A 20118-nucleotide genomic window follows, 5' to 3' on the forward strand; every position below is an offset into this window, starting at 1 on the left:
ATTTTGCAAAATCGACCCCCATCACGCACTGATGGAGGTCGATTTTTTCTTTGGTTTAAGTTCTTTTGTTGTAACAACAAGCATAGCTCCACTCAACACAATTAGTCCCCCAATCATTTGGATAGACGATATGCTTTCATGTAAAAATACCATCGATAGAAGGAATGTCACGATCGGTTCTACCATACTTAAAATCGCCGCTTTTGTCGGACCGATGATATTCATTCCCGCAAAAAACGTCAACATCGCCAAAACGCTTGAGACGAACGATGTTCCGATAATCGGAAGCCATCCTTTTGCGTCAAATTGAAAATGTAATGTTCCCGAACCGATTCCAAAAATAAAAAAAGACAAAGCGGCAAAAAGTGCAATGTAGGCGCTCGCTGTAATGGGTGGAACGTGTGCGGTCACTTTATTTCCAACGAGAATGTACATTGAGTAAACAATCGCTGCTCCAACGGCTAACGCAATACCGAGCGGCTGAATTTTTCCTTCTGGTGCCCCTAATACAAGCAACATACCTAAAAAAGAAATGAGAATGGCTATGATGATATGCTTTGTTAGCTTTTCTTTATTAATAAAGAACGAAAAAATAGCCACAAATATAGGATTTAAATACAGCAATAAAGCAGCGAGTGAAGATGGAATATATTTTACTGCCTGAAAATAAAAAGAAGATTGCATCATATAGAAAATGCCACCTAGTAAAAATAAATACAATAAATGTGATCGCGAAACCTTCCTGTTTTTTCTTTTTAACCATAAGTACAGAAAAAAGAAAAGCGCAGCCAATGCAAAGCGTAAAAACAACAAGGTTGTCACAGTGACGCCGCTGTCATATGCATATAATGCAAAGATGGGAATAAACGCAAATCCCGTTGCCGACAACAGTACAAGCCCATATCCTTTCCACATTTTCCTTGCACCCCAAATCATATATTCGCCCCTTTCTTCACGAGAGGGAACATTACTTTTTCTCGTTTACTGTAAATGTTAAACAAAATACCGCTAAATACAAATGCCGCTCCAACGATATGAGTCGTTGTCAAATGCTCATTAAAAAAAACCGTTCCCATTACCGTAGCAGAAATAGGCATAACATTAATGAAAACGGAAGCGGTTGAAGCTCCGACTTTTTGAATACCATTATACCACCAAACGAAGCTGATAGCCGAAACGACAACGGCAACGTACAGTACACTTAACCACACATCCCATCCACTCATTTTGATAGATGTAAAGGAAGTATAGTATAGCGCAAACGGTGCCAAAAATAACGTTCCAAAACCTGTTGCGTACGTTGTTGCTGCGAGCGGACTATATGTTTTCATTGCCACTTTTCCAATAACCGAATATGTACTCCAGCTGAGACATGCCCCTGCTAGCACGAGATCGATTGGAGCAACACCGATTTCGATAAGTATGGACGGATGGCCGTTTGTAATAATATATATAGCTCCAAATACAGCGAGCAACATACCAAATATACTTCTTCCGTTCAATTTTTCCTTCAAAAATAGTGCAGACAACAATGTAATCAACGGGGCATTGACCGCAATAACTAATGAGCTTTTGACAATTGGTGCGTATTTTGTAGCTATAAAAAAGAAAATGTTGTATAAAAACACACCCGTTAAACCGAGGAGCGCTAACACGACCCAATCTTTTCTCGTCGGAGTTGGTCTATTCGGCTCTTTCAAGTACAATAATGGAAACAAAATCAAACTAGCACCGAAAAAGCGAAAAAAAGCAACCGACACAGGATGTAAAGTCGTCGTTGCGATTTTTCCAGCAACAAAGGCCCCACCCCAAATCGTAGCAGTTAAAAATAAAAGAATATACGTTTTTATATTTTTTACTGGCACTAAACATCCTCCCCTTTGTTCATAAAAAAACTCGGCTAAAAAGGAAAATAACAATGAGGAGGCTGTGTTCCTCCTCATTGTTATGGTCATCCTTTATTCATTGTATGTTCTTTTTTATCTGAAAACAATATGTTTTCGTTATATTAAGAAAAAAAGCGAGGAGAACATCTTCTCCCCGCCTTTGTTTCTTACTCTCCTGTTTCGGCAAATCGTTTAATTCGTGCACCAATTTCATCGCGGACGCGTTGGAAAACAGCCCATTTTTCTTCTTCTGTCCCTTCTGCTTTAGCTGGATCGTCAAATCCCCAATGAACACGTTTTACATGCGGTGGTGTGACTGGACAATGATCAGCCGCATGTCCACATAATGTAACGACTAAATCCGCTCTATTTAAAATATCTTCATTGATAACGTCTGATGTTTGGTTTGAAATATCGATCCCTACTTCTTTCATCGCTTTAACTGCGTTCGGATTTAAACCATGCGCCTCAATGCCAGCACTATACACTTCCCATTTATCACCGAGATATTTTTTTGCCCATCCTTCTGCCATTTGGCTGCGGCAAGAGTTCCCTGTACATAAGAAATAAATTACTTTTTTCATCTCAATCGACTCCTTTTAATGAATAATAAGTAACCATATATATAACCCAACGAGGGTAATAAATAATGTTGGGATGGTTAAAATTAAACCATTTTTAAAATAAGTGCCCCACGTGATTTTTACTCCTTTTGTTGAAAGTACATGCAACCAAAGAAGTGTAGCAAGTGAACCGATCGGTGTAATTTTCGGCCCTAAATCAGAGCCAATTACATTCGCATAAATGAGTGCTTCCCGAATGATTCCTGTCGTATTTGTATCGGCAATGGCTAGCGCATCAATCATGACGGTTGGCATGTTGTTCATCACAGATGATAAAATGGCTGCGATAAAGCCCATGGCCATCGTTGCGATAAACAGTCCTTGATTCGCGGCCGCTTCGATCATATCAGCTAGAATGTTCGTCAATCCGACGTTACGTAATCCGTATACAACAACATACATCCCGATCGAGAAAAAAACGACAGCCCAAGGCGCCCCTTTTAATATTTGTTTTACATGCACAGCGGGACTGCGTCTCCCCATCCATAAAAATAATAAGGCGACAACCCCGGCAATAAATGAAACAGGAATGTTTGCGAATTCGCCGACAAAATAGCCGATTAATAAAACCGCAAGAACGATCCACGACAATCGAAACATGCGCACGTCCTTAATCGCTTCGGATGGTTGTTTGATATGTGATAAATCGTAGCGTTTTGGAATGTCCTTTCGGAAATATAAGTAAAGCACCCCAATGCTCGCTGCGAGCGAGAAAAAGTTTGGAACGATCATACGTGATGCGTACTCACCAAAACTAATGCGGAAGAAGTCCGCCGATACAATGTTGACAAGATTGCTCACAACAAGCGGCAACGATGTCGTATCTGCGATGAAACCACTCGCTAAGATGAATGGCAATACGTTTCGTTCATCAAATTGTAATGCACGTACCATGGCTAATACGATCGGTGTTAAGATGAGTGCGGCACCGTCGTTTGCGAAAAACGCCGCCACGAGTGCACCGAGCAAGGAAACGAATACAAACATGCGCACGCCATTCCCATTAGCAGCACGCGCCATATGTAACGCTGCCCACTCAAAAAACCCGATTTCATCTAAAATTAATGAAATAATAATAATCGCAATAAAGGCAAGTGTGGCGTTCCATACAATATTTGTCACGTCAATCACGTCTTGAAAATCGACAACCCCAGCGAGCAACGCTAATATCGCACCGCCACAAGCCGACCAACCGATGGATAAATTACGTGGTTGCCAGATGACAAACAAAAGTGTCACGAGAAAAATCAATGATGCAACAATAACAGAAAACAAAAAATCACTCCTCCCATCTTATTCGCAACGAATGCGCATTCCATTTGCTTCAAGCTTACGAATTTCTTCTTTCTGGTTCGGTAAGTGAACGAGAATGCTTTGAACTAGCGGATAAGATTTATGTTGTTTGTTTAGTGAATAAAACACCCATTGCGCTTTTTTTGTTTCCTTCACTAAATCGCTATCTTTTAATTTTCGCAAATGTTGGCTGATCGCTGGTTGGCTCATTTGTAAAATGTCTACGAGCTCACATACGCAACAATCTGCTTCATTTAATATGGCCATCATTTTCAGCCTCGTTTTATCGCCTAGTAGTTTTAAAATGTTAGCTATCTCTTCGATCTGACACATATGCCTCCCTCCTTCATTCGATAATCATTATATAATCATATACTTATATAAAACAAGTAAAGATTTTGTAAAGATAATATCCCCTCTTTATGATTATGTGATTACACAAAAGGATATTTTGGAAAAAATTATTAATGAAACATTTACATTTTCCCTTCCCTATTTTTATATTTCCCTAACATTCATCTGTTAGATTACAAATACATTCGCATGGAAAGGGAGCGAAAGACATGCGTGAAAAAAAAGTCTTAATTTTAACTGCGAGCTTCGGAAACGGACATATGCAAGTTGCAAAAACGCTTGAACAAGAATGTTTACGCCAAGGGATTGAGCGCGTCGTAGTATCGAACTTGCTTGCTGAGTCTTATCCTCGAATGAACCATATGACAGAATATATGTATTTAAAGAGCTACAGCATCGGTAGACCAATTTATCATTTGTTTTACTACGGTATCGAAAAAATATATGATAAACAATTTATGAACTGGTCTTATTACATTGGCAGAAAGGGACTCATCAAGCTATTAGCCCTTGAAAAACCAGATATGATTATTCATACATTCCCAATGTTTTGGGTTTCACAGTTTTTATCTAGAAATAATATCTTCATTCCGACGTTTAGTGTGCTGACAGATTACTGCCTACATAAAATATGGATTCATCCACATGTCAATCAATACTATGTCGCTACAAATGACTTAAAGAAGCAAATGTTACGCACAGGTGTTCCAGAAGCGCATGTGCACGTTACGGGAATTCCTATTCGTCCAGTTTTTGAACAAGTTGTTCCACATTCATCTATTTATAAAAAATATAATATATGTCCTGACAGACCAGTCGTCTTAATGATTGCAGGTGCACATGGTGTACTGAAAGATATACAGACTATGTGCCAGACGTTAATTCATGAAAACGTTCAGATACTCGTTGTATGCGGAAATAACAAGACACTTCAAGTGAAGCTGCAAACGTTAGCAACACAATTTCCGGATCGTTTCCGAATATTCGGTTATGTCGAACGGATCGATGAATTACTACGGATTGCAACGATTGCGATAACAAAACCTGGTGGAATTACATTAACAGAAGCCACTGCATTAGGAGTTCCTCTCATCTTATATAAACCGACACCGGGACAGGAAAGGGAGAACGCATTATATTTTTCGGAAAAAGGCGGTGCGATTATTGCAGAGCATATCGATCAATGGCATATGCACGTTCATCGGCTATTGCGAAATGAAGAAGCGAGATTAGATATGAAATATGCTATGCGGTCTTTGTATCAACCTCACGCAGCATCAAATGTTGTGCGTCATATGCTAGAAGTGACGAGAGAGAAGCAATTGTAGACGTTTCTATGACGAGGAAACGTCTTTTTTCCTTGAAGTTTGCTGCGTTTTTGACTATGATCAAAAGGGAACATGTAGAAAGGAGCGTTTTATGAAACATACAGACGTATACATTTTATCTGGATTTCTCGGAAGCGGGAAAACGACATTATTAAAGCGTCTCTTGCAAAGTGAAAAAGAACGAGGACGAAAAGTAGCGGTGGTAATGAATGAAATCGGTCAAGTATCCATTGATTCGCATGCTGTTTCAGAAGACGCTGTGTTAAGCGAATTATTAAGCGGATGTGTATGTTGTACGATTCAAGATCAATTTGAAGTAGAGCTTTATTCCCTTCTCCAGCAACATGCATTAGATGTGATTTATATTGAAACAACAGGGGTAGCACACCCGGTTGAAGTGCTCGATGCGTGCATGTCTCCATTATTTGCTAATCGCGTTCAGATGAGAGGTATCATTACAACGATTGACGCCACGCGTTGGTCAGATCGTCGACAACTTTCTGTTCCACTGCAAATGTTATTAAAAGAACAAGTTCGTCACGCAGATGTATTAATCGTCAATAAGACAGACGAATTATGTGTAGATGAGCAGGCAAAATTATCGTTTGAATTACAAGCAATCAACAGTGATGCGCGCATCATTTTCACGACATACTCTAACGTCCGCATCGATGATATTCATCTTCTGTCACATCGTATGCGAAACGAACATGAGCGGCTGAACATTGAGCGATTGCGCATCCAAACGTACGTACATACATTTACAAGCCCAATTGACTTAGACGTGTTCGAACAATGGGTACGACAACTTTCTGATACAATTTACCGCATGAAAGGATTTTTACGTTTTACTCATACAAGCGGGGTTTACTCTTTTCAGTACGCTTATGGGACACCACTATATATGAAAGAAGAGATGAACGTTCCACTACATTTTGTCATTATCGGTGAACAGCTTGATAAACAAAAGCTAAAACAACAACTCGATGACATGCAAAAAGGAGAAGGTTGATCCCCTCTCCTTTCACTTTCGTCCAAAGTCTGCTTTAATTTCTCCCCATTGTTCCGTTTCCCACTTTATAATTTCGTTTGTATAATGGTGTGTGCGCAACCACGCTTCAGCACGCTCAACAAGTTGCCAGACACGTTCTGTTTCAGCAGTACGGGCAAGCGTCGTATTCGCTTTTTTTTCTTTCACCCATTTTATAGCCGTAGCGGAGTCTGAATAAATCGGCAAACTTTTGTTTTGTTTTTGTAACCATGCTAATGCGTGGACAATGGCTAAAAACTCACCAATGTTATTTGTTCCTACCATCGGTCCAACATGGAACAGCTCTTTCCCTGTTTTCGTATGTACTCCTCGATACTCCATCCATCCTGGGTTTCCGCTACATGCTGCATCTACACAAATACTTTCCTCTACATAGTTCGTCGCATGCACTTTATTTTTTTTCGTTCGGTTTACAAATGGACCAGACGAAAATGCTTGTTCTGCTTCTTCTTTCGATGGAAATGAGCGATATTTTGCCCCCGGAAAGCCAATAACGTACGGTTTACACTCGTCCCAAGAAGAAAAAATGCCTGTTTTCGCCCCTTCCCAAACGACATAATATTTTTTCAAATTGTCACATCCTCGCAATTGAAATAAAGAGACAAAGTTGAAGATCACAAAGGAGGAATAAAAGAGGGAATATGGCGGAGGAGGGGGGATTCGAACCCCCGCGGGCTTTGACACCCCTATCGGTTTTCGAGACCGACCCCTTCAGCCGGACTTGGGTACTCCTCCGTACAGTGGGGGTGCCAAAGAAATTATAGCGAAAACGTTATATTTCGTCAATTACCTTTTTTGTTTCTCAACGTAATCAACAAGACCCATTGCACACACTTGTAAATCGAGCTGAAGTAGTTGATATACATCAGCATCATCTGGTACTTGTTGTTTACGCAAAAAGGTACGAACGATCTCAAATAAACGATTGAAAACGGCCTCGGTTTTTTCTGTAAACGATTGATTGGCTTGTTCACTCACGACTTCATTGCCTACTTGAACAAAAATAGGCAGCCAGTAGTGCAACTGTTCCCAAACCGTTTCCACTTGCTGTGACATGCCAAAATGACCGAAATATATATGCCCTGGACGTAATGCCTTAAATCTTTCAATGGATGCAAGCATCGCCTCGGGATCAAATTGATTTGGTGATGTAGATGGCAAGTATAGCTCTACGTAGTATGAAAGAAGTTGTGGATAAAAAACGCCAGCTGTATCACCTGTAAAAATACCGTTGCTTTTTGGATCATAAATGGAAAAATGGTGATTCGCATGTCCTGGTGTATGCATAAACGTTAGCGTGCGATCTTTTCCAATTTGTAGCGTCTCTCCATCTTCCTTTGCAATTAATCGGTCTTCAGGAATTGGAACGATTGGGTCAAACAATGCGTCAAATTTTTCACCATAAACCGCTTTTGCTCCTTGAATAAGACGAGAAGGATCAGCTAAATGGCGCATACCTTTTGGATGGACAAATACGCGAGCATTTGGACAATGCTGCAATAACACACCTGCCCCGCCCGCGTGATCTAAATGAATATGAGTGACGATAATATTTTTCACATCGTGTAAGTTAATGGACAATGCTTCTAACCCTTTAATTAAATGTGGGATCGAGGGGCTTGCGCTCGTTTCAATAATTGTCACTTCTTCCTCTTGAAATACATATGCTCCTGTTCGTTGAGCAGTTTGTAAGTCATATAAATCAATAAGCGAAATACCAAACCCTAAATCAACCGGTTTTGTCATGCGTATTCTCCTTCCTTTGTTTGAATGAGTCGGGTGAAATGATGAACAATTTTTGCTGTCAGTCCCCAAATAACTTTATCCTTGTAATAATAAAAATGTTCTTCAATTTGTCGCGGCCGCCAATTATATTGCCTTCCCCCTGGGATATGTTCGAACGGGAAATGCTCTTCGGGTTTCGGTTCAAGCTGAACGTGATATATGTCTGGCTTTGTTTCAACAAAGAAGGATAGCGGAACGGTAAATACTTCTGCCACTTCTTTTTCATTTATTTTCATGCACGTCATATCTACAAACGCAGCAAACGGATAAATGACCATACCGAACGGCGACAACATGTAATCAAGCGGAACAATGTGTGTAATGCTTTCTTTTTGAATGCCTAACTCTTCACACGTTTCACGAACAGCGGCATCGCTCGCATTTTGATCGCATTCGTCTATCTTGCCACCCGGAAAACAAATTTCCCCCGGTTGACGACGCAAATGTAATGAGCGTACTTCAAATAAAACAAATACGTCGTCATTTTGACGAACGAGCGGGAGAAGTACGGCATATTTAGCAAATTTGTCAAAGTCCATGATCGTTGGCGTTCGCTGTTGCAACTTCTCCATCGCGGTATACAACCTTTTTTTCATCAGTAAACATCCCTTTTCGTAAATACATAAAAAGAAATGATAAGCGCTACGAGCGCCCAAATGGCTAGTACAGTCATCGAAAATGAAAGTGTCATTCCATCAATAGGCGGTGCCATGCCACTAACGTAGCTTGTGAGTCGCAAATTGACCATAAACAAATATTTTGCGGATTCCCATGACGACACCATGCTTGATAAAATCGCTCCAGAAATAAGAGCGGCGAGCATGATTCCCATTACTGCTGCTGTGCTACGCAGCAACACGGAAAGCATAAACGTAAGCGTACCAACAACGAGCGAAACAAAAAAAGCAAGTCCAAATTCAATAAGCAAGTATTTCCATTGAGGAATAAGGTGAACACTCGCTGTATTTAATTCTTCACCTTGAATCGAAAATCCTGTTAAAAGGGGCAAATTCCATCCGCCATATCCAAATACGATCCCAGAAATGGCGTATGACAATAGAGCGACAGAAAATACGATAAACGATGTAGATAAAACCATCGCGATATATTTGCTCATTAAAATTTTCCATCGTTTCACAGGACGTGTCAACAATAGTTTAATTGTTCCCCCACTTGCTTCTGACGAGACAAGGTCAGCGGCAATGACCATAATAAGAAGCGGCAAAAACAGTTCAATCGAATTTTCGATGAACATGCGCATAAACGTCGGTGCACCAGGTGCCATCGGATTAATGTCATTGTCTAAATAATATTGTTGTTGTTGTAAACGAATTTTAAGGAACTTTTTCCACTCTTCAGAAATGCCTGTTGAGTTTAAGCGGTTTTGTGTGTCGATAATTTGTTGTTGTAGCTGTGTGCGCCAATCTGTCGTTCCGATCCGTTCTCGAATTGTTTCAATTTGTTTAAATTGTGCATATGTAAATAGGCTGACGAGAACAGCAACAATTGCTGCGATAATAAACAGTCGTTTTTTGCGAATGATTTTTAACATTTCATTGTATACGAGATTAATCAATCGTTTCCCCTCCTGTTAATTCAATAAATAAATCTTCGAGTGTTGGAAGTTTGCGTTCAATTCCACTGACATACACCCCTGCTTCAATTAGACGAGCATTGCAACGCGCAATCGTTTCATTTGATTCATAGATCGTCACGAGTGATCCGTCTTTTTCACCAAGCACAGTCGTTTCATTTTGTAGTATTTGTTTTGCCTTATCTATTGGATCAACGCTCCAATATGTCCGAGCTTGTTCTTGTAGCAAATGTTCGACCGTATCAATGCGAATAATCTGCCCTTTCGACATAATCGCCACACGATCGCACATAAGTTGTATTTCACTTAATAAATGCGATGAGACGAGCACACTTAACTGTTCTTTTTCAGCAAGCGATCGAATAAACTGTCTCATTTCACGAATGCCGACAGGATCTAAGCCGTTTGTAGGTTCGTCTAAAATAAGCACCATCGGTTTTCCGAGTAACGCTTGCGCAATTCCGAGGCGTTGACGCATGCCAAGCGAATACGTGCGGACAAGATCATGGATCCGATTTTGTAGACCGACGAGTTCAACCACTTCCTCAATGCGATCAACTGTAATTCCTGGAACCATCCGTGCAAAATGCTCAAGATTTTCCCAGCCGCTTAAATATGGGTAAAGTTCAGGGTTTTCAACAATACATCCTATATGTTGGATCGCTTTTGTAAATTGTTTTTGTAAATCATATCCGCAAATTGAAATCTTTCCAGATGTCGGTCGAATTAATCCGACGAGCATGCGAATCGTCGTTGTTTTTCCTGCGCCATTCGGACCTAAGAAGCCGAACACTTCTCCTTTTTTTAGCGAAAACGAGAGCCCTTTAATAATTTCTTTTTTCCCGATTGTTTTTCGTACATGTTGTACAACTAACGTTTCTTCCATTATTTTTCCCCTTTCGTTAACGTGATGAGTGAGGCAACACGTTCACCGATTCGTTTATATCCCTCTTTATTCGGATGGAATTGATCTGTATATAAATAGTCGTTTACTTGCAGTTCAAACAAATCGTACGTTGGAACACAAATGATGGACTTATATTGGGCGGCCACTTCGGATGCGGCATAGTTCCAATTCCGTACAATCGCCGACGTTTCTTTTCCGTTGTCTAAATCGTTAAATGGATTATATAAGGCGATATAAAATACAGGTGCATCGTTGTTTACTTTACGTATAAGTTGAAAAATCGTATGTAGCTGTTCAATAAATTTTTTCTTTTCTTTTTCTATTTGTGTTGTCGATAAATCGCGCAATGCTTCACCACCGCGAAATAAATCATTTCCTCCAATCGTCATCAAGATGATGTCTGCTTCTTTTAATTGACGCTGAACTTCTTTTTGTTTGAGTTGGACAATCAATTGTGCAGACCGTTGTCCTTTAATTGCTAAATTAGTAAATTGAATTTGTTTGTCTGTTCGTTTTTTAAGTTCATCCATCACATGACCGACATATCCTTTTCCTGTTTCATCTCCAGTTCCACGCGTTAACGAATCGCCGAGAGCGACAATCGAAAGCGCATCTTTTTGTTTTGAGTTTGAATTTGTCGCCTCGATTTGTTTTGTTGATGAAGCTTCATAAAAAAACTGGTCTTGAATAGTAACGATTAAACCGAAAATCCATAACATCGTTGTGGCAACGCAAATGGCGACGACGATTGAAATGATTCGTTTAGCCACGATATCACCCTTTCCTTTTTTCTACCTATCATCATATACCATTTGTTGTTTAAACACATAATGAAAACATGCAAAAAAGCGAGCCATTTTGCTCGCTTTTAAAATTTTGCTTGATAATGTTCAATTTCCCAAGTATGAACAGCTGTTCGATAGCTGTCCCATTCGTTCTTTTTCATTGCGATATATTCGTTAAATACATGATCGCCTAATGTGTGACGTCCGATGTCTCCACTCTCTAACTCTTCAATCGCTTTCCCTAAACTACCTGGAAGGTTTTTGATACCAAGCTCTTTTCGGCGCTCAACAGTCATATGGAAAATATCTTCGTCAATTGGTGGTGGGCAAGTGAGCTCTTTTTCTACTCCATCAAGCCCTGCCTCAGCAATAACTGCAAACGCTAAATACGGATTGGCAGATGGATCTGGACAACGAAGCTCAACGCGTGTTGCTAATCCACGTTTAGCCGGGATTCGAATTAATGCTGAGCGATTTGACGCCGACCAAGCAATATAGCATGGAGCCTCGTATCCTGGCACAAGACGTTTGTATGAGTTTACAAGTGGATTGGTAATGGCAGCGAAACTTTTTACATGACGTAATAAACCCGCAATAAACTGATATGCTGTTTCAGATAACTGATTGTCGTCAGTCGGATCAAAGAAAGCATTCTCCCCATCTTTAAATAAAGAAATATTTACGTGCATGCCTGAACCGTTAATACCGAAAATCGGCTTTGGCATAAACGTTGCATGCAATCCATATTTTTTAGCAATCGTTTTTACAACCCATTTATATGTTGTTGCGTTGTCGGCTGCACTAAGTGCATCTGCATATTTAAAGTTAATTTCATGTTGACCTTCAGCGACTTCATGATGCGAAGCCTCAATCGTAAATCCCATCGCTTTTAATGCGCGATAAATGTCTAAGCGAACCCGTTCACCGAGGTCTTTTGGTGACGGCTCAAAATATCCACCGTTATCTTGTGGTGTTGTTGTTGGATTTCCATTTTCGTCGGTTTTAAATAGGAAAAACTCTAGTTCAGGACCAACGGAGATCGTATATCCTTTTTGCTTCGCTCGTTCAACTGTTTTTTTCAATACGTTACGTGGATCGCCATCGAATAACGTTCCGTCTGGATTCATCACGGAGCAAAGAAAACGTGCTTCTGCGTATCCATCTTCTACTGTCCACGGTAGTACCGCAAACGTTTGTAAATCAGGAAGTAAATATAAGTCTGAGCGATTGATTGGTGAAAAACCTTTGATAGAGGATCCATCAAACATCATTTTTCCTTCTACTACATCATCTAATTGTTCGGCTGTCACCGTGACATGCTTTAAAACACCTTCAATATCAACAAACTGCAAATGTAATAGTTCAACATGTTTTTGCTTTATCAATTCTTTAATTTGTTCAATGATGGAAGTGTTTGTTTGTTCAGATACAAGTAATTCACTCATGTTACATTACCTCACATTCTTATGTATAGTTTTATAACATGAGTTTATTATATGGAATCATTCCTCATTTTGCAATAGTTTTTTATCAAATTTTCTGTATTTTTATTAAAAAAAAAACACACTCTTGATATGAGCGTGTTGAACAAACAAAAACGACGGAAACCCTACCTCTCTTCCGTCCTTGCAGCTCCGAAGCTGCGCCAGTGAGAATTTGTTTCGTTGCATATAAAAACGGGATCTCACGAAAAGCGAGATCCCGTACGTTTGACGATTTATGCTTTTTGGACGTTTGCCGCTTGCGGCCCACGGTTGCCATTCACGATGTCAAATGTTACTTTTTCGCCTTCTTCCAACGTCTTGAATCCAGTACCTTGGATCGCTGTGAAGTGAACGAATACGTCTGTACCTCCGTCCGTCTCAATGAATCCAAAACCTTTTTCTGCGTTAAACCATTTTACTTTACCTGTGTTCATGTGAAATTCCTCCAAAACAATTTTAAAAATTGACCACCGTTTCATTACTCATAAAACAAAAGCTGCACTTTCGTCAAGTCCTTATAAGATGAACCTGACAAAGGTGCAGCTTATAACGATCATTGATATAACGAACGAAATGGTACTTCTTTAGTGTATAGGATCGAAACGAGAATGTCAAATGTTTTTTTATTTTTCTTTCCACTTGATGCTGCAACCAATGCTTGGCTTCTGTTCTTTCGGAACAGGTTTCCCTGATAACAATGCATCTAAAGCCGCACGAATAGAAGATCCAGTCACTGGGATTCCGTTACTTGGTCGTGAATCATCGAGTTGACCACGGTAAACACATTGTAACGCACCATCGAATATGTAAAAGTCCGGTGTGCATGCAGCTTGATATGCTTTTGCTACTTCTTGTGTTTCATCAAATAAATACGGAAACGGATATCTAAGTTGTTCAGCTACTTCTTTCATTTTTTCTGGGGAATCGTCTGGATATTTTTCTACATCATTTGAATTAATGGCAATAAATGAAATCCCTTTTGGTTGATAATCGTTGGCGAGGCGGACGAGTTCCTCTTGAACATGTTTAACAAATGGACAATGATTGCAAATAAACATGATGACTGTTGCAATATCGGATTTGACGTCCTCTAATCGAACGATTTGTCCGTTCATCACGTTAACAAGCTCAAATGATGGTGCTTTCTCTCCTAATGGAAACATATTTGATTCAACAGCTGGCATACAAATCACCCTTTCTTTTTTCGTTCACTTACTATTATAGCAAAATGTACAAGTAACAAAAAATAAGCGAGCTTGAGCCCGCTTATTTTTTTATTAACTGTCCTCGTGTAACACCGAGTTGATTAATGGCTTTTAACGTGCGCCATACGCTTGTGCCGCTCCGTTTGCCTTCGAGCGCTTCCTGATATAATGTGATGACTTCTTCCACTTTTTGCGCTGACTCTTCCAAAAACTCGACACGATACGAGCGAACGCCAAGGGATAAAAAGTGTGGAATATATTCTGCCCCAGATTGTTCGATTGCATTGTACACTGTATTTCGGCAGCCGATATCCACACGAACAGGGTGAAGCATGCCAATGCGGTCACGCAGCGATACACGATGCTTTTCGCATGGTCGTCCACAGTTCGTAAAATCGGTTCCTTCACTTAAAAATGTACAGTATACACAATGTTCAGTATGAAACATCGGTAAATGTTGGTGAATAACAATTTCGATATGTTCTGTTGGTGCCGCTTCAAGTAAATCAATCATTTGTTGAATATTTAAATCATATGAAGGGGTGATCCGATCGAGCCCTCGAGATAAAAACAACTGTGCAGCCAGATGGTTTGAAATGTTAAGCGAAAAATCTCCAATCAGCTGTTGTTGTACCGATTGACTTGTATAATACTGTACTGCACCTAAACTACGAACTAAAATAGCGTCCGGTTCAGCCTTTAAAATCCCTCTCAAAATTCCATTTTCCCCAGGCATATGAATACGAGGAGTAGCTAAGGCAATTGGTTTATTTGCAGCCCTTGCAATCTGGACGGCTTTCGGATAGTCGGTTGTAAACTCAAAATCCGCATATACCATGTCTACGTCTGTATGACATGCAACTTCTACTTGCTCCATTGTACGGCAAAGGGCCATTAAGGCAGGGCTTGTAGTTCGTTGCTTTTGTTGATAAGGGGAAGTCAAATCCACCGTTTGTTTTATATATAACCGTGGTTGTTGACGTTTCTTAATGAGTTGTTCAACCGCTTTTCTTCTCATTTGGTTTAGTTCTTTAACCGGAAGAATGACATCACCATTCATATGCATATTCACGTCTTTTAGTTCAAAAATAGTTCCACCTAATCTGCCGAACTGTTCTTTTATAAAATCTAACGTTAATGGCCGTTTTTGCGCAACATTTAACATTTGTTCGGATTGAACGACGACTTCATTCCCTGTCGTTTCGTCACGCCACGTTGAAATGAGCGGTTTTCCTGCTTCACCGTACACATGCACCATTAGCGGAAACAACTGATATGGTCGCTCGGTTTCAAATGTTTTACGCAAACGACGATCAAGCTCTTGGTCGCTCGTTTTCCAAATGCGATCTCCTACACGCACGCGCGTTAAATTGACGTCATGTCGACCAGGGACAATTTCAACAACACCTTTTTCCACTTCCCCTTCGACTTTTTTTCCGTGTTTTCGTAAATCGTATACACGGCCGCCTTCTTCTTTTTCTTCTGGACGTCCTGCATCAAATACGATGCCATCCCCACGTTTTAACGGAGCTTGCAGTTCACATAAAACCCCGTCTTTTAATACTTTTTTGACCGTTCCAAGAAATACACCACGACTTTTTGGAAACGTTCCATCAACAAGCTGTTTGTTGTTCGTTCCTTTTAAAAAGCCATGTGTAAATCCTCGGCTAAAGCTTTGTTGTAGTTCACGTATTTCCTCCGTTGAAGGAGTATAATGGCGTCCTGCCAAATATTCATCGATAGCTTTTCGGTATTTGCTCACGACATTCGCCACATATTCTGGGGACTTTAATCGCCCTTCAATTTTAAACGTGCTTACCCCTGCTTCGATAAGTTCCGGAACGAGATCAAGAGCAGCTAAATCTTTTGGTGAAAGTAAATAAGCGACGTTTCCCATTTCTTTTTGCTCGCCATCAACGATTAAATCGTATGGAAGACGACAAGCTTGGGCGCATTCTCCACGATTGGCTGAACGCCCACCCCACATTTCTGACGTTAAACATTGCCCAGAATACGATACACAAAGTGCTCCGTGAACAAATACTTCTAAAGGAACGTTCGTTTTCTCAGCAATTTTTTGAATGTGTGTTAAATTATTTTCGCGACCAAGGACAACGACTTCTAAGTGGTAAGGCTTTAGAAATTCAACCGCTTCTGGAGATGTAATGGTCATTTGTGTCGATCCGTGAATCGGAAAATCAGGCGACAAATCGCGGATGAGTTTAACAAGTCCTAAATCTTGGACGATCAGTGCATCTACTCCTGCATCTATACATGCTTCAACGAGCTGTTTTGCTTCTTCTAGCTCACTTTCAAACACTAAAATATTAAAAGTAACATATCCGCGAACATTGTATTTATGCAAATAAGCCATCACATCTTTTAATTCTTCCATACGAAAGTTTTTCGCCCGTACACGTGCATTATATTTATCCACACCAAAATAAACTGCGTCTGCTCCATTGGCAACAGCAGCACGAAGACAATTCCAATCTCCTGCTGGCGCTAACAGTTCAATTTTTCTCACAGCTAGTCAACCTCTCTATTTTTTATCATAAACAACAATATATTACCGAATATACGTGGCTTTTGCCAACAACGAAAAAAAGACCTGAGCACTCAGGTCTTCAATGAAGGAATGGAGGGATAAAATGTTTAGTAAATGACTGTATGTCGGCATATCCACTTTTATAGTAGGTAACGACAATATAATCCGCACGTTCATCCCAACCAGCCATTTGCATACATTGTTCTATTTTTGTTTTATCTTCTACGACGATTCCCTCGGCTCGTTCAATCATGTCATCTGTCCACTCATATGTTTTCAACCGTTTTGTGTTTTTAATTATTTTCACTTCGCTCACGTCTTCTACTGTCGCCCGTGCTTGCTGCAATAAACCGCGCTGCTGCAACCATTCATCTACGAGATGATACGACTTTTTCCACTTGATCATAGTTTCCTCGGTTATTCCATTTTGTTTTTCATACGTGACGGTAATTGCTCCCCATTCTCGATTCCATGCGATTGGATCAAATGTTTCATCTACCAACTGACGCTGTAGTATGTGTAAAAACGATTCGATCTCCTCACGATCACGCAATCGAACGGCTTTCCCTCCTAAATTAGAATCTATTCGTACTTGTAAAACGTTTTTGAAATCATTTATACGCAAAATTGGATAGTGATTTTTCTTAAACTCAAGCGAATGAAAAATAGGTTTGTAAAACTGATTATATACTTCTAATGGTACAGCATATTGACGAACAATCCGTTTTCCGTTTTTCAAGTCGTAACCAATGACAACATGTTTAGTATTTTCAGTTTGCAATTTTTGCTGCTTCATTAACTGCTGATGGAACAAATAAATGTGCTCGATGTTGTCTCTTTCGTAGAAAAACGCATTCTCCCCGTTTTCATTATCATTTTCAAAATAGTATATATGATCACCAAAATATGCTCGTTCAATGTCATTTAACGGGGGTTGGTATTTCCCAAAACCAAATAAGTCAAATGCAAATAATAAACTGACAACGGCAATAAAACCTATATATTGAACGTATGCTTTCCAATGCGTGAACACGCGCCATGTTTTTTCTAAAATGATACGGGCAATGAAGTAGCCGATCAATGAAGCGAATACATATCCAAAAATGATCCAAGTTATTCGTTGTTGCATCTCCCCGAAATATGCTCCACCGACAAGCATGACACAAAATGTAAAACCATATGTGAATACGGGGCGGAGCGGACGAAAAGCGATCGCATCTGTTGCTGCTTCAACATGTCGTTTTTTGTATGGCCATACACTCAATACATAAAATATAAAAGCGAGCACAATATATATACATATTTCGATTGGTTGAATAGGTTTTGATTCCCAGTTCAATACCCGAATAAAAGGTACGATTTTGTCAATGTTATAGGATAAATAATATTCATATGCAAAACCGTATAAAAAATATTTCAAGTTAAACATAAGTAAAACGAATATTCCTGCTGGGAAGAAAAACAGAACATAAGCAAACACGCCTTGTAGCATGGACATGCCAGTAAACATCCCAACAAACACCGTTCCAGAAAATAATAATACATTCATTGCCACCGTACCTGTAAACCAAATGGCTATATGCTTCAGTGAATATAGCGAAACAGGAAGAAGCGGTTTCATGATTATTAAACATCCCGCAATCATTGCGACGGGCACAGTAAGAATGATCATCGCAGCAACAATATGCTGAAGAAACAGTGCCTCCCGTTTAACTGGCAGACTGTGAATGTAATCTGCAGACAATCTCACTTGCATATAGCGAAATAAAAAGATGGCAAGCAACACAGGAAGTGTGAACATAAGGGAAAATTGAATTATACTTCCGATATCAAATATGCGACCCGTTTGATGATGCATAAGCCAATTTTCATCTTCAGTCATCATAAAAATATGGATAGGTAGTGCAAAAAGAAGGCCGACGAAATAAACAAGTGCAACCCATCCGACGTTGCGAACAATTTGACTAAAAATTCCCCGATTAAACAAGAATGTTTTCAATGGCATATCCTCTTTCCCCCAGTTCATAAATAAAAATTTCTTCTAACGTTAGCGGCAATAAATCAAATAAAATGGGCTCATACTTATGAATATGCGCGCTGATTTGTTCCTCTTCTCCACGAATGATACAAAGAAGGACGCTACCGCGACGTTCTTGATAAACAACATCCAAATGTTGAAGGAAAGTAGAAGGAGGTTGACCGTGAAACGCCACTTGCACTTTATGGATGTTTGTTTTCAAATTGTCTAATTCTTTTTCGATAATGAGTGAGCCATTATGCAAAATGCCGATACGATCACATAAATCTTCTACTTCAAATAAGTTGTGCGAGGAAATAACAACAGTCATTTCCCTTTCCGCTACGTCCTGAAATAAAATGTTTTTCACTTTTTGTCTCATGACAGCATCTAGCCCATCAAGTGGTTCGTCTAAAATAAGCACATCAGGCATAGTAGAAAATGCTAACCAAAATGCAACTTGCCGCTGCATCCCTTTGGACATACGGTGTATTTTTTGGTTTATGTCAATAGGAAATAGCTCTTTCATTTCGTAAAAACGTTTTTCGTTCCATTTTGGATATATATGACGATAAAAATCGGCCATTTGTCGGATTGTTGTATGCGGAAAAAAATAAAGTGCATCAGGTAAAAAAATGATTCGTTCTTTTTGCTTAATGTTTTCGAAAATCGGCTCACCATCAATAGTAATCGTTCCTTTGTCTTGTTTATAAATACCTGCAATCATTTTCATCAGTGTTGTTTTTCCAGCACCATTTGATCCAAGTAATCCATAAATCGACCCTTTTGGAACGGAAAATGTCACATCTTTAATCGCCTCTAATTCTCCAAATCGCTTGCTTACATGATTAATTTGAATCAAGTTCCTCTCCTCCTCGCATCGTGCTTTGTGCACGTTCCACAATCGAAAAAATATGTTCTTTTTTTACTCCGATATAAAATGCTTCTTGACATAGTTTGAATATACTTTCTTCTAGTTGTTTTACTTTTTCATCGTAAATCGCCTCTTTTTTATTAGCGACAAAACTCCCTTTCCCAGGAATAGAGTAAATGTATCCTTCTCTTTCCAGCTCTCGATATGCTTTTTGAATCGTATTTGGATTAATGGTTAACTGTTTAGCGAGCAAACGAACAGATGGCAGTTGCTCATTCGGTTTCAGAACATCGTGAATAATCATTTCTTTCATTTTTTCGATCAGTTGTTCATAAATCGGTTTTCGGCTTCGTAAATCAAGATCAAACATATCGTCCCCCCTTT

At 39.6% G+C, this 20118-nt stretch carries 20 protein-coding genes and 1 tRNA gene; 2 read left to right on the top strand and 19 right to left on the bottom strand.

What is annotated here, in order from left to right:
* Positions 1–21 precede the first annotated feature (21 nt).
* The 5 genes from ACPF7I_RS07110 to ACPF7I_RS07130 all read right to left on the bottom strand — a co-directional run bounded on the left by ACPF7I_RS07110 (position 22) and on the right by ACPF7I_RS07130 (position 4135).
* Complete coding sequence (locus ACPF7I_RS07110) at positions 22–936, bottom strand: DMT family transporter (RefSeq protein WP_430744118.1); 915 nt, start codon at positions 934–936, stop codon at positions 22–24.
* Positions 933–1865 carry a DMT family transporter gene (locus tag ACPF7I_RS07115; protein ID WP_430744117.1) on the bottom strand — a complete coding sequence of 311 codons (933 nt, stop codon included), beginning with the start codon at positions 1863–1865 and terminating at the stop codon, positions 933–935. Before ACPF7I_RS07115 ends, ACPF7I_RS07110 begins: the two co-directional genes overlap by 4 nt.
* A 188-nt stretch (positions 1866–2053) precedes the next feature.
* Positions 2054–2470, bottom strand: coding sequence for an arsenate reductase (thioredoxin) (gene arsC / locus ACPF7I_RS07120; protein ID WP_430744116.1), 417 nt, complete (start codon positions 2468–2470; stop codon positions 2054–2056).
* Between the two features lie 15 nt (positions 2471–2485).
* On the bottom strand, positions 2486–3784 hold the full coding sequence (locus ACPF7I_RS07125; RefSeq protein WP_430744115.1) for an arsenic transporter: 1299 nt from the start codon (positions 3782–3784) through the stop codon (positions 2486–2488).
* An 18-nt stretch (positions 3785–3802) separates the two neighbouring features.
* Positions 3803–4135: an ArsR/SmtB family transcription factor gene (locus ACPF7I_RS07130; RefSeq protein WP_430744114.1), complete on the bottom strand. Its 333-nt coding sequence runs from the start codon at positions 4133–4135 to the stop codon at positions 3803–3805.
* Between the two features lie 230 nt (positions 4136–4365).
* On the opposite strand from ACPF7I_RS07130, the gene ACPF7I_RS07135 reads away from it, so the two are divergent.
* Entirely contained in the window at positions 4366–5484 is a 1119-nt protein-coding gene (locus ACPF7I_RS07135) for a diglucosyl diacylglycerol synthase (protein ID WP_430744113.1), read from the top strand.
* 91 nt (positions 5485–5575) lie between these two features.
* On the top strand, positions 5576–6496 hold the full coding sequence (locus ACPF7I_RS07140; protein WP_430744112.1) for a CobW family GTP-binding protein: 921 nt from the start codon (positions 5576–5578) through the stop codon (positions 6494–6496).
* A gap of 12 nt (positions 6497–6508) precedes the next feature.
* Here the strand turns inward: ACPF7I_RS07140 and ACPF7I_RS07145 are convergent, their stop codons facing one another.
* From ACPF7I_RS07145 to ACPF7I_RS07210, 14 genes are all read right to left on the bottom strand, one after another.
* The gene (locus tag ACPF7I_RS07145; RefSeq protein WP_430744111.1) at positions 6509–7105 is read right to left on the bottom strand and encodes a viroplasmin family protein; all 597 of its coding nucleotides are present in this window, start codon (positions 7103–7105) and stop codon (positions 6509–6511) included.
* A gap of 72 nt (positions 7106–7177) precedes the next feature.
* Positions 7178–7270 (bottom strand) — tRNA-Ser (locus ACPF7I_RS07150).
* A 51-nt stretch (positions 7271–7321) separates the two neighbouring features.
* Positions 7322–8281, bottom strand: a complete 960-nt coding sequence (locus ACPF7I_RS07155) for an MBL fold metallo-hydrolase (RefSeq protein ID WP_430744110.1) — start codon at positions 8279–8281, stop codon at positions 7322–7324.
* Entirely contained in the window at positions 8278–8916 is a 639-nt protein-coding gene (locus ACPF7I_RS07160) for an NUDIX hydrolase (RefSeq protein ID WP_430744109.1), read from the bottom strand. The genes ACPF7I_RS07155 and ACPF7I_RS07160 overlap by 4 nt, the downstream gene beginning before the upstream one ends.
* Positions 8916–9896: an ABC transporter permease subunit gene (locus tag ACPF7I_RS07165; protein ID WP_430744108.1), complete on the bottom strand. Its 981-nt coding sequence runs from the start codon at positions 9894–9896 to the stop codon at positions 8916–8918. Before ACPF7I_RS07165 ends, ACPF7I_RS07160 begins: the two co-directional genes overlap by 1 nt.
* Entirely contained in the window at positions 9889–10800 is a 912-nt protein-coding gene (locus tag ACPF7I_RS07170) for an ABC transporter ATP-binding protein (protein WP_430744107.1), read from the bottom strand. The genes ACPF7I_RS07165 and ACPF7I_RS07170 overlap by 8 nt, the downstream gene beginning before the upstream one ends.
* Positions 10800–11591, bottom strand: a complete 792-nt coding sequence (locus ACPF7I_RS07175) for an SGNH/GDSL hydrolase family protein (protein ID WP_430744106.1) — start codon at positions 11589–11591, stop codon at positions 10800–10802. Before ACPF7I_RS07175 ends, ACPF7I_RS07170 begins: the two co-directional genes overlap by 1 nt.
* A gap of 98 nt (positions 11592–11689) precedes the next feature.
* Complete coding sequence (glnA, locus tag ACPF7I_RS07180; RefSeq protein ID WP_430744105.1) at positions 11690–13051, bottom strand: type I glutamate--ammonia ligase; 1362 nt, start codon at positions 13049–13051, stop codon at positions 11690–11692.
* Between the two features lie 272 nt (positions 13052–13323).
* Complete coding sequence (locus ACPF7I_RS07185; RefSeq protein ID WP_003398700.1) at positions 13324–13524, bottom strand: cold-shock protein; 201 nt, start codon at positions 13522–13524, stop codon at positions 13324–13326.
* Between the two features lie 189 nt (positions 13525–13713).
* On the bottom strand, positions 13714–14274 hold the full coding sequence (locus ACPF7I_RS07190) for a thioredoxin family protein (protein WP_430744104.1): 561 nt from the start codon (positions 14272–14274) through the stop codon (positions 13714–13716).
* A gap of 82 nt (positions 14275–14356) precedes the next feature.
* On the bottom strand, positions 14357–16822 hold the full coding sequence (locus tag ACPF7I_RS07195; RefSeq protein WP_430744103.1) for a DUF3656 domain-containing U32 family peptidase: 2466 nt from the start codon (positions 16820–16822) through the stop codon (positions 14357–14359).
* Positions 16823–16922: 100 nt separating this feature from the next.
* The gene (locus tag ACPF7I_RS07200) at positions 16923–18848 is read right to left on the bottom strand and encodes a DUF6449 domain-containing protein (protein WP_430744102.1); all 1926 of its coding nucleotides are present in this window, start codon (positions 18846–18848) and stop codon (positions 16923–16925) included.
* Entirely contained in the window at positions 18823–19722 is a 900-nt protein-coding gene (locus tag ACPF7I_RS07205; protein WP_430744101.1) for an ABC transporter ATP-binding protein, read from the bottom strand. Before ACPF7I_RS07205 ends, ACPF7I_RS07200 begins: the two co-directional genes overlap by 26 nt.
* On the bottom strand, positions 19709–20104 hold the full coding sequence (locus ACPF7I_RS07210; protein WP_035066385.1) for a GntR family transcriptional regulator: 396 nt from the start codon (positions 20102–20104) through the stop codon (positions 19709–19711). The genes ACPF7I_RS07205 and ACPF7I_RS07210 overlap by 14 nt, the downstream gene beginning before the upstream one ends.
* Positions 20105–20118: the final 14 nt, after the last annotated feature.

It is taken from the genome of Anoxybacillus dikiliensis, assembly GCF_050613275.1.
Lineage (GTDB): Bacteria > Bacillota > Bacilli > Bacillales > Anoxybacillaceae > Anoxybacillus.

What these genes read in the sequence shown, in the direction of transcription:
- ACPF7I_RS07110 (WP_430744118.1), bottom strand. Translation starts at nt 936, where the DNA reads ATGATTTGGGGTGCAAGGAAAATGTGGAAAGGATATGGGCTTGTACTG.
- arsC (WP_430744116.1), bottom strand. Translation starts at nt 2,470, where the DNA reads ATGAAAAAAGTAATTTATTTCTTATGTACAGGGAACTCTTGCCGCAGC.
- ACPF7I_RS07130 (WP_430744114.1), bottom strand. Translation starts at nt 4,135, where the DNA reads ATGTGTCAGATCGAAGAGATAGCTAACATTTTAAAACTACTAGGCGAT.
- ACPF7I_RS07135 (WP_430744113.1), top strand. Translation starts at nt 4,366, where the DNA reads ATGCGTGAAAAAAAAGTCTTAATTTTAACTGCGAGCTTCGGAAACGGA.
- ACPF7I_RS07140 (WP_430744112.1), top strand. Translation starts at nt 5,576, where the DNA reads ATGAAACATACAGACGTATACATTTTATCTGGATTTCTCGGAAGCGGG.
- ACPF7I_RS07155 (WP_430744110.1), bottom strand. Translation starts at nt 8,281, where the DNA reads ATGACAAAACCGGTTGATTTAGGGTTTGGTATTTCGCTTATTGATTTA.
- ACPF7I_RS07160 (WP_430744109.1), bottom strand. Translation starts at nt 8,916, where the DNA reads ATGAAAAAAAGGTTGTATACCGCGATGGAGAAGTTGCAACAGCGAACG.
- ACPF7I_RS07170 (WP_430744107.1), bottom strand. Translation starts at nt 10,800, where the DNA reads ATGGAAGAAACGTTAGTTGTACAACATGTACGAAAAACAATCGGGAAA.
- glnA (WP_430744105.1), bottom strand. Translation starts at nt 13,051, where the DNA reads ATGAGTGAATTACTTGTATCTGAACAAACAAACACTTCCATCATTGAA.
- ACPF7I_RS07185 (WP_003398700.1), bottom strand. Translation starts at nt 13,524, where the DNA reads ATGAACACAGGTAAAGTAAAATGGTTTAACGCAGAAAAAGGTTTTGGA.
- ACPF7I_RS07190 (WP_430744104.1), bottom strand. Translation starts at nt 14,274, where the DNA reads ATGCCAGCTGTTGAATCAAATATGTTTCCATTAGGAGAGAAAGCACCA.
- ACPF7I_RS07200 (WP_430744102.1), bottom strand. Translation starts at nt 18,848, where the DNA reads ATGCCATTGAAAACATTCTTGTTTAATCGGGGAATTTTTAGTCAAATT.
- ACPF7I_RS07210 (WP_035066385.1), bottom strand. Translation starts at nt 20,104, where the DNA reads ATGTTTGATCTTGATTTACGAAGCCGAAAACCGATTTATGAACAACTG.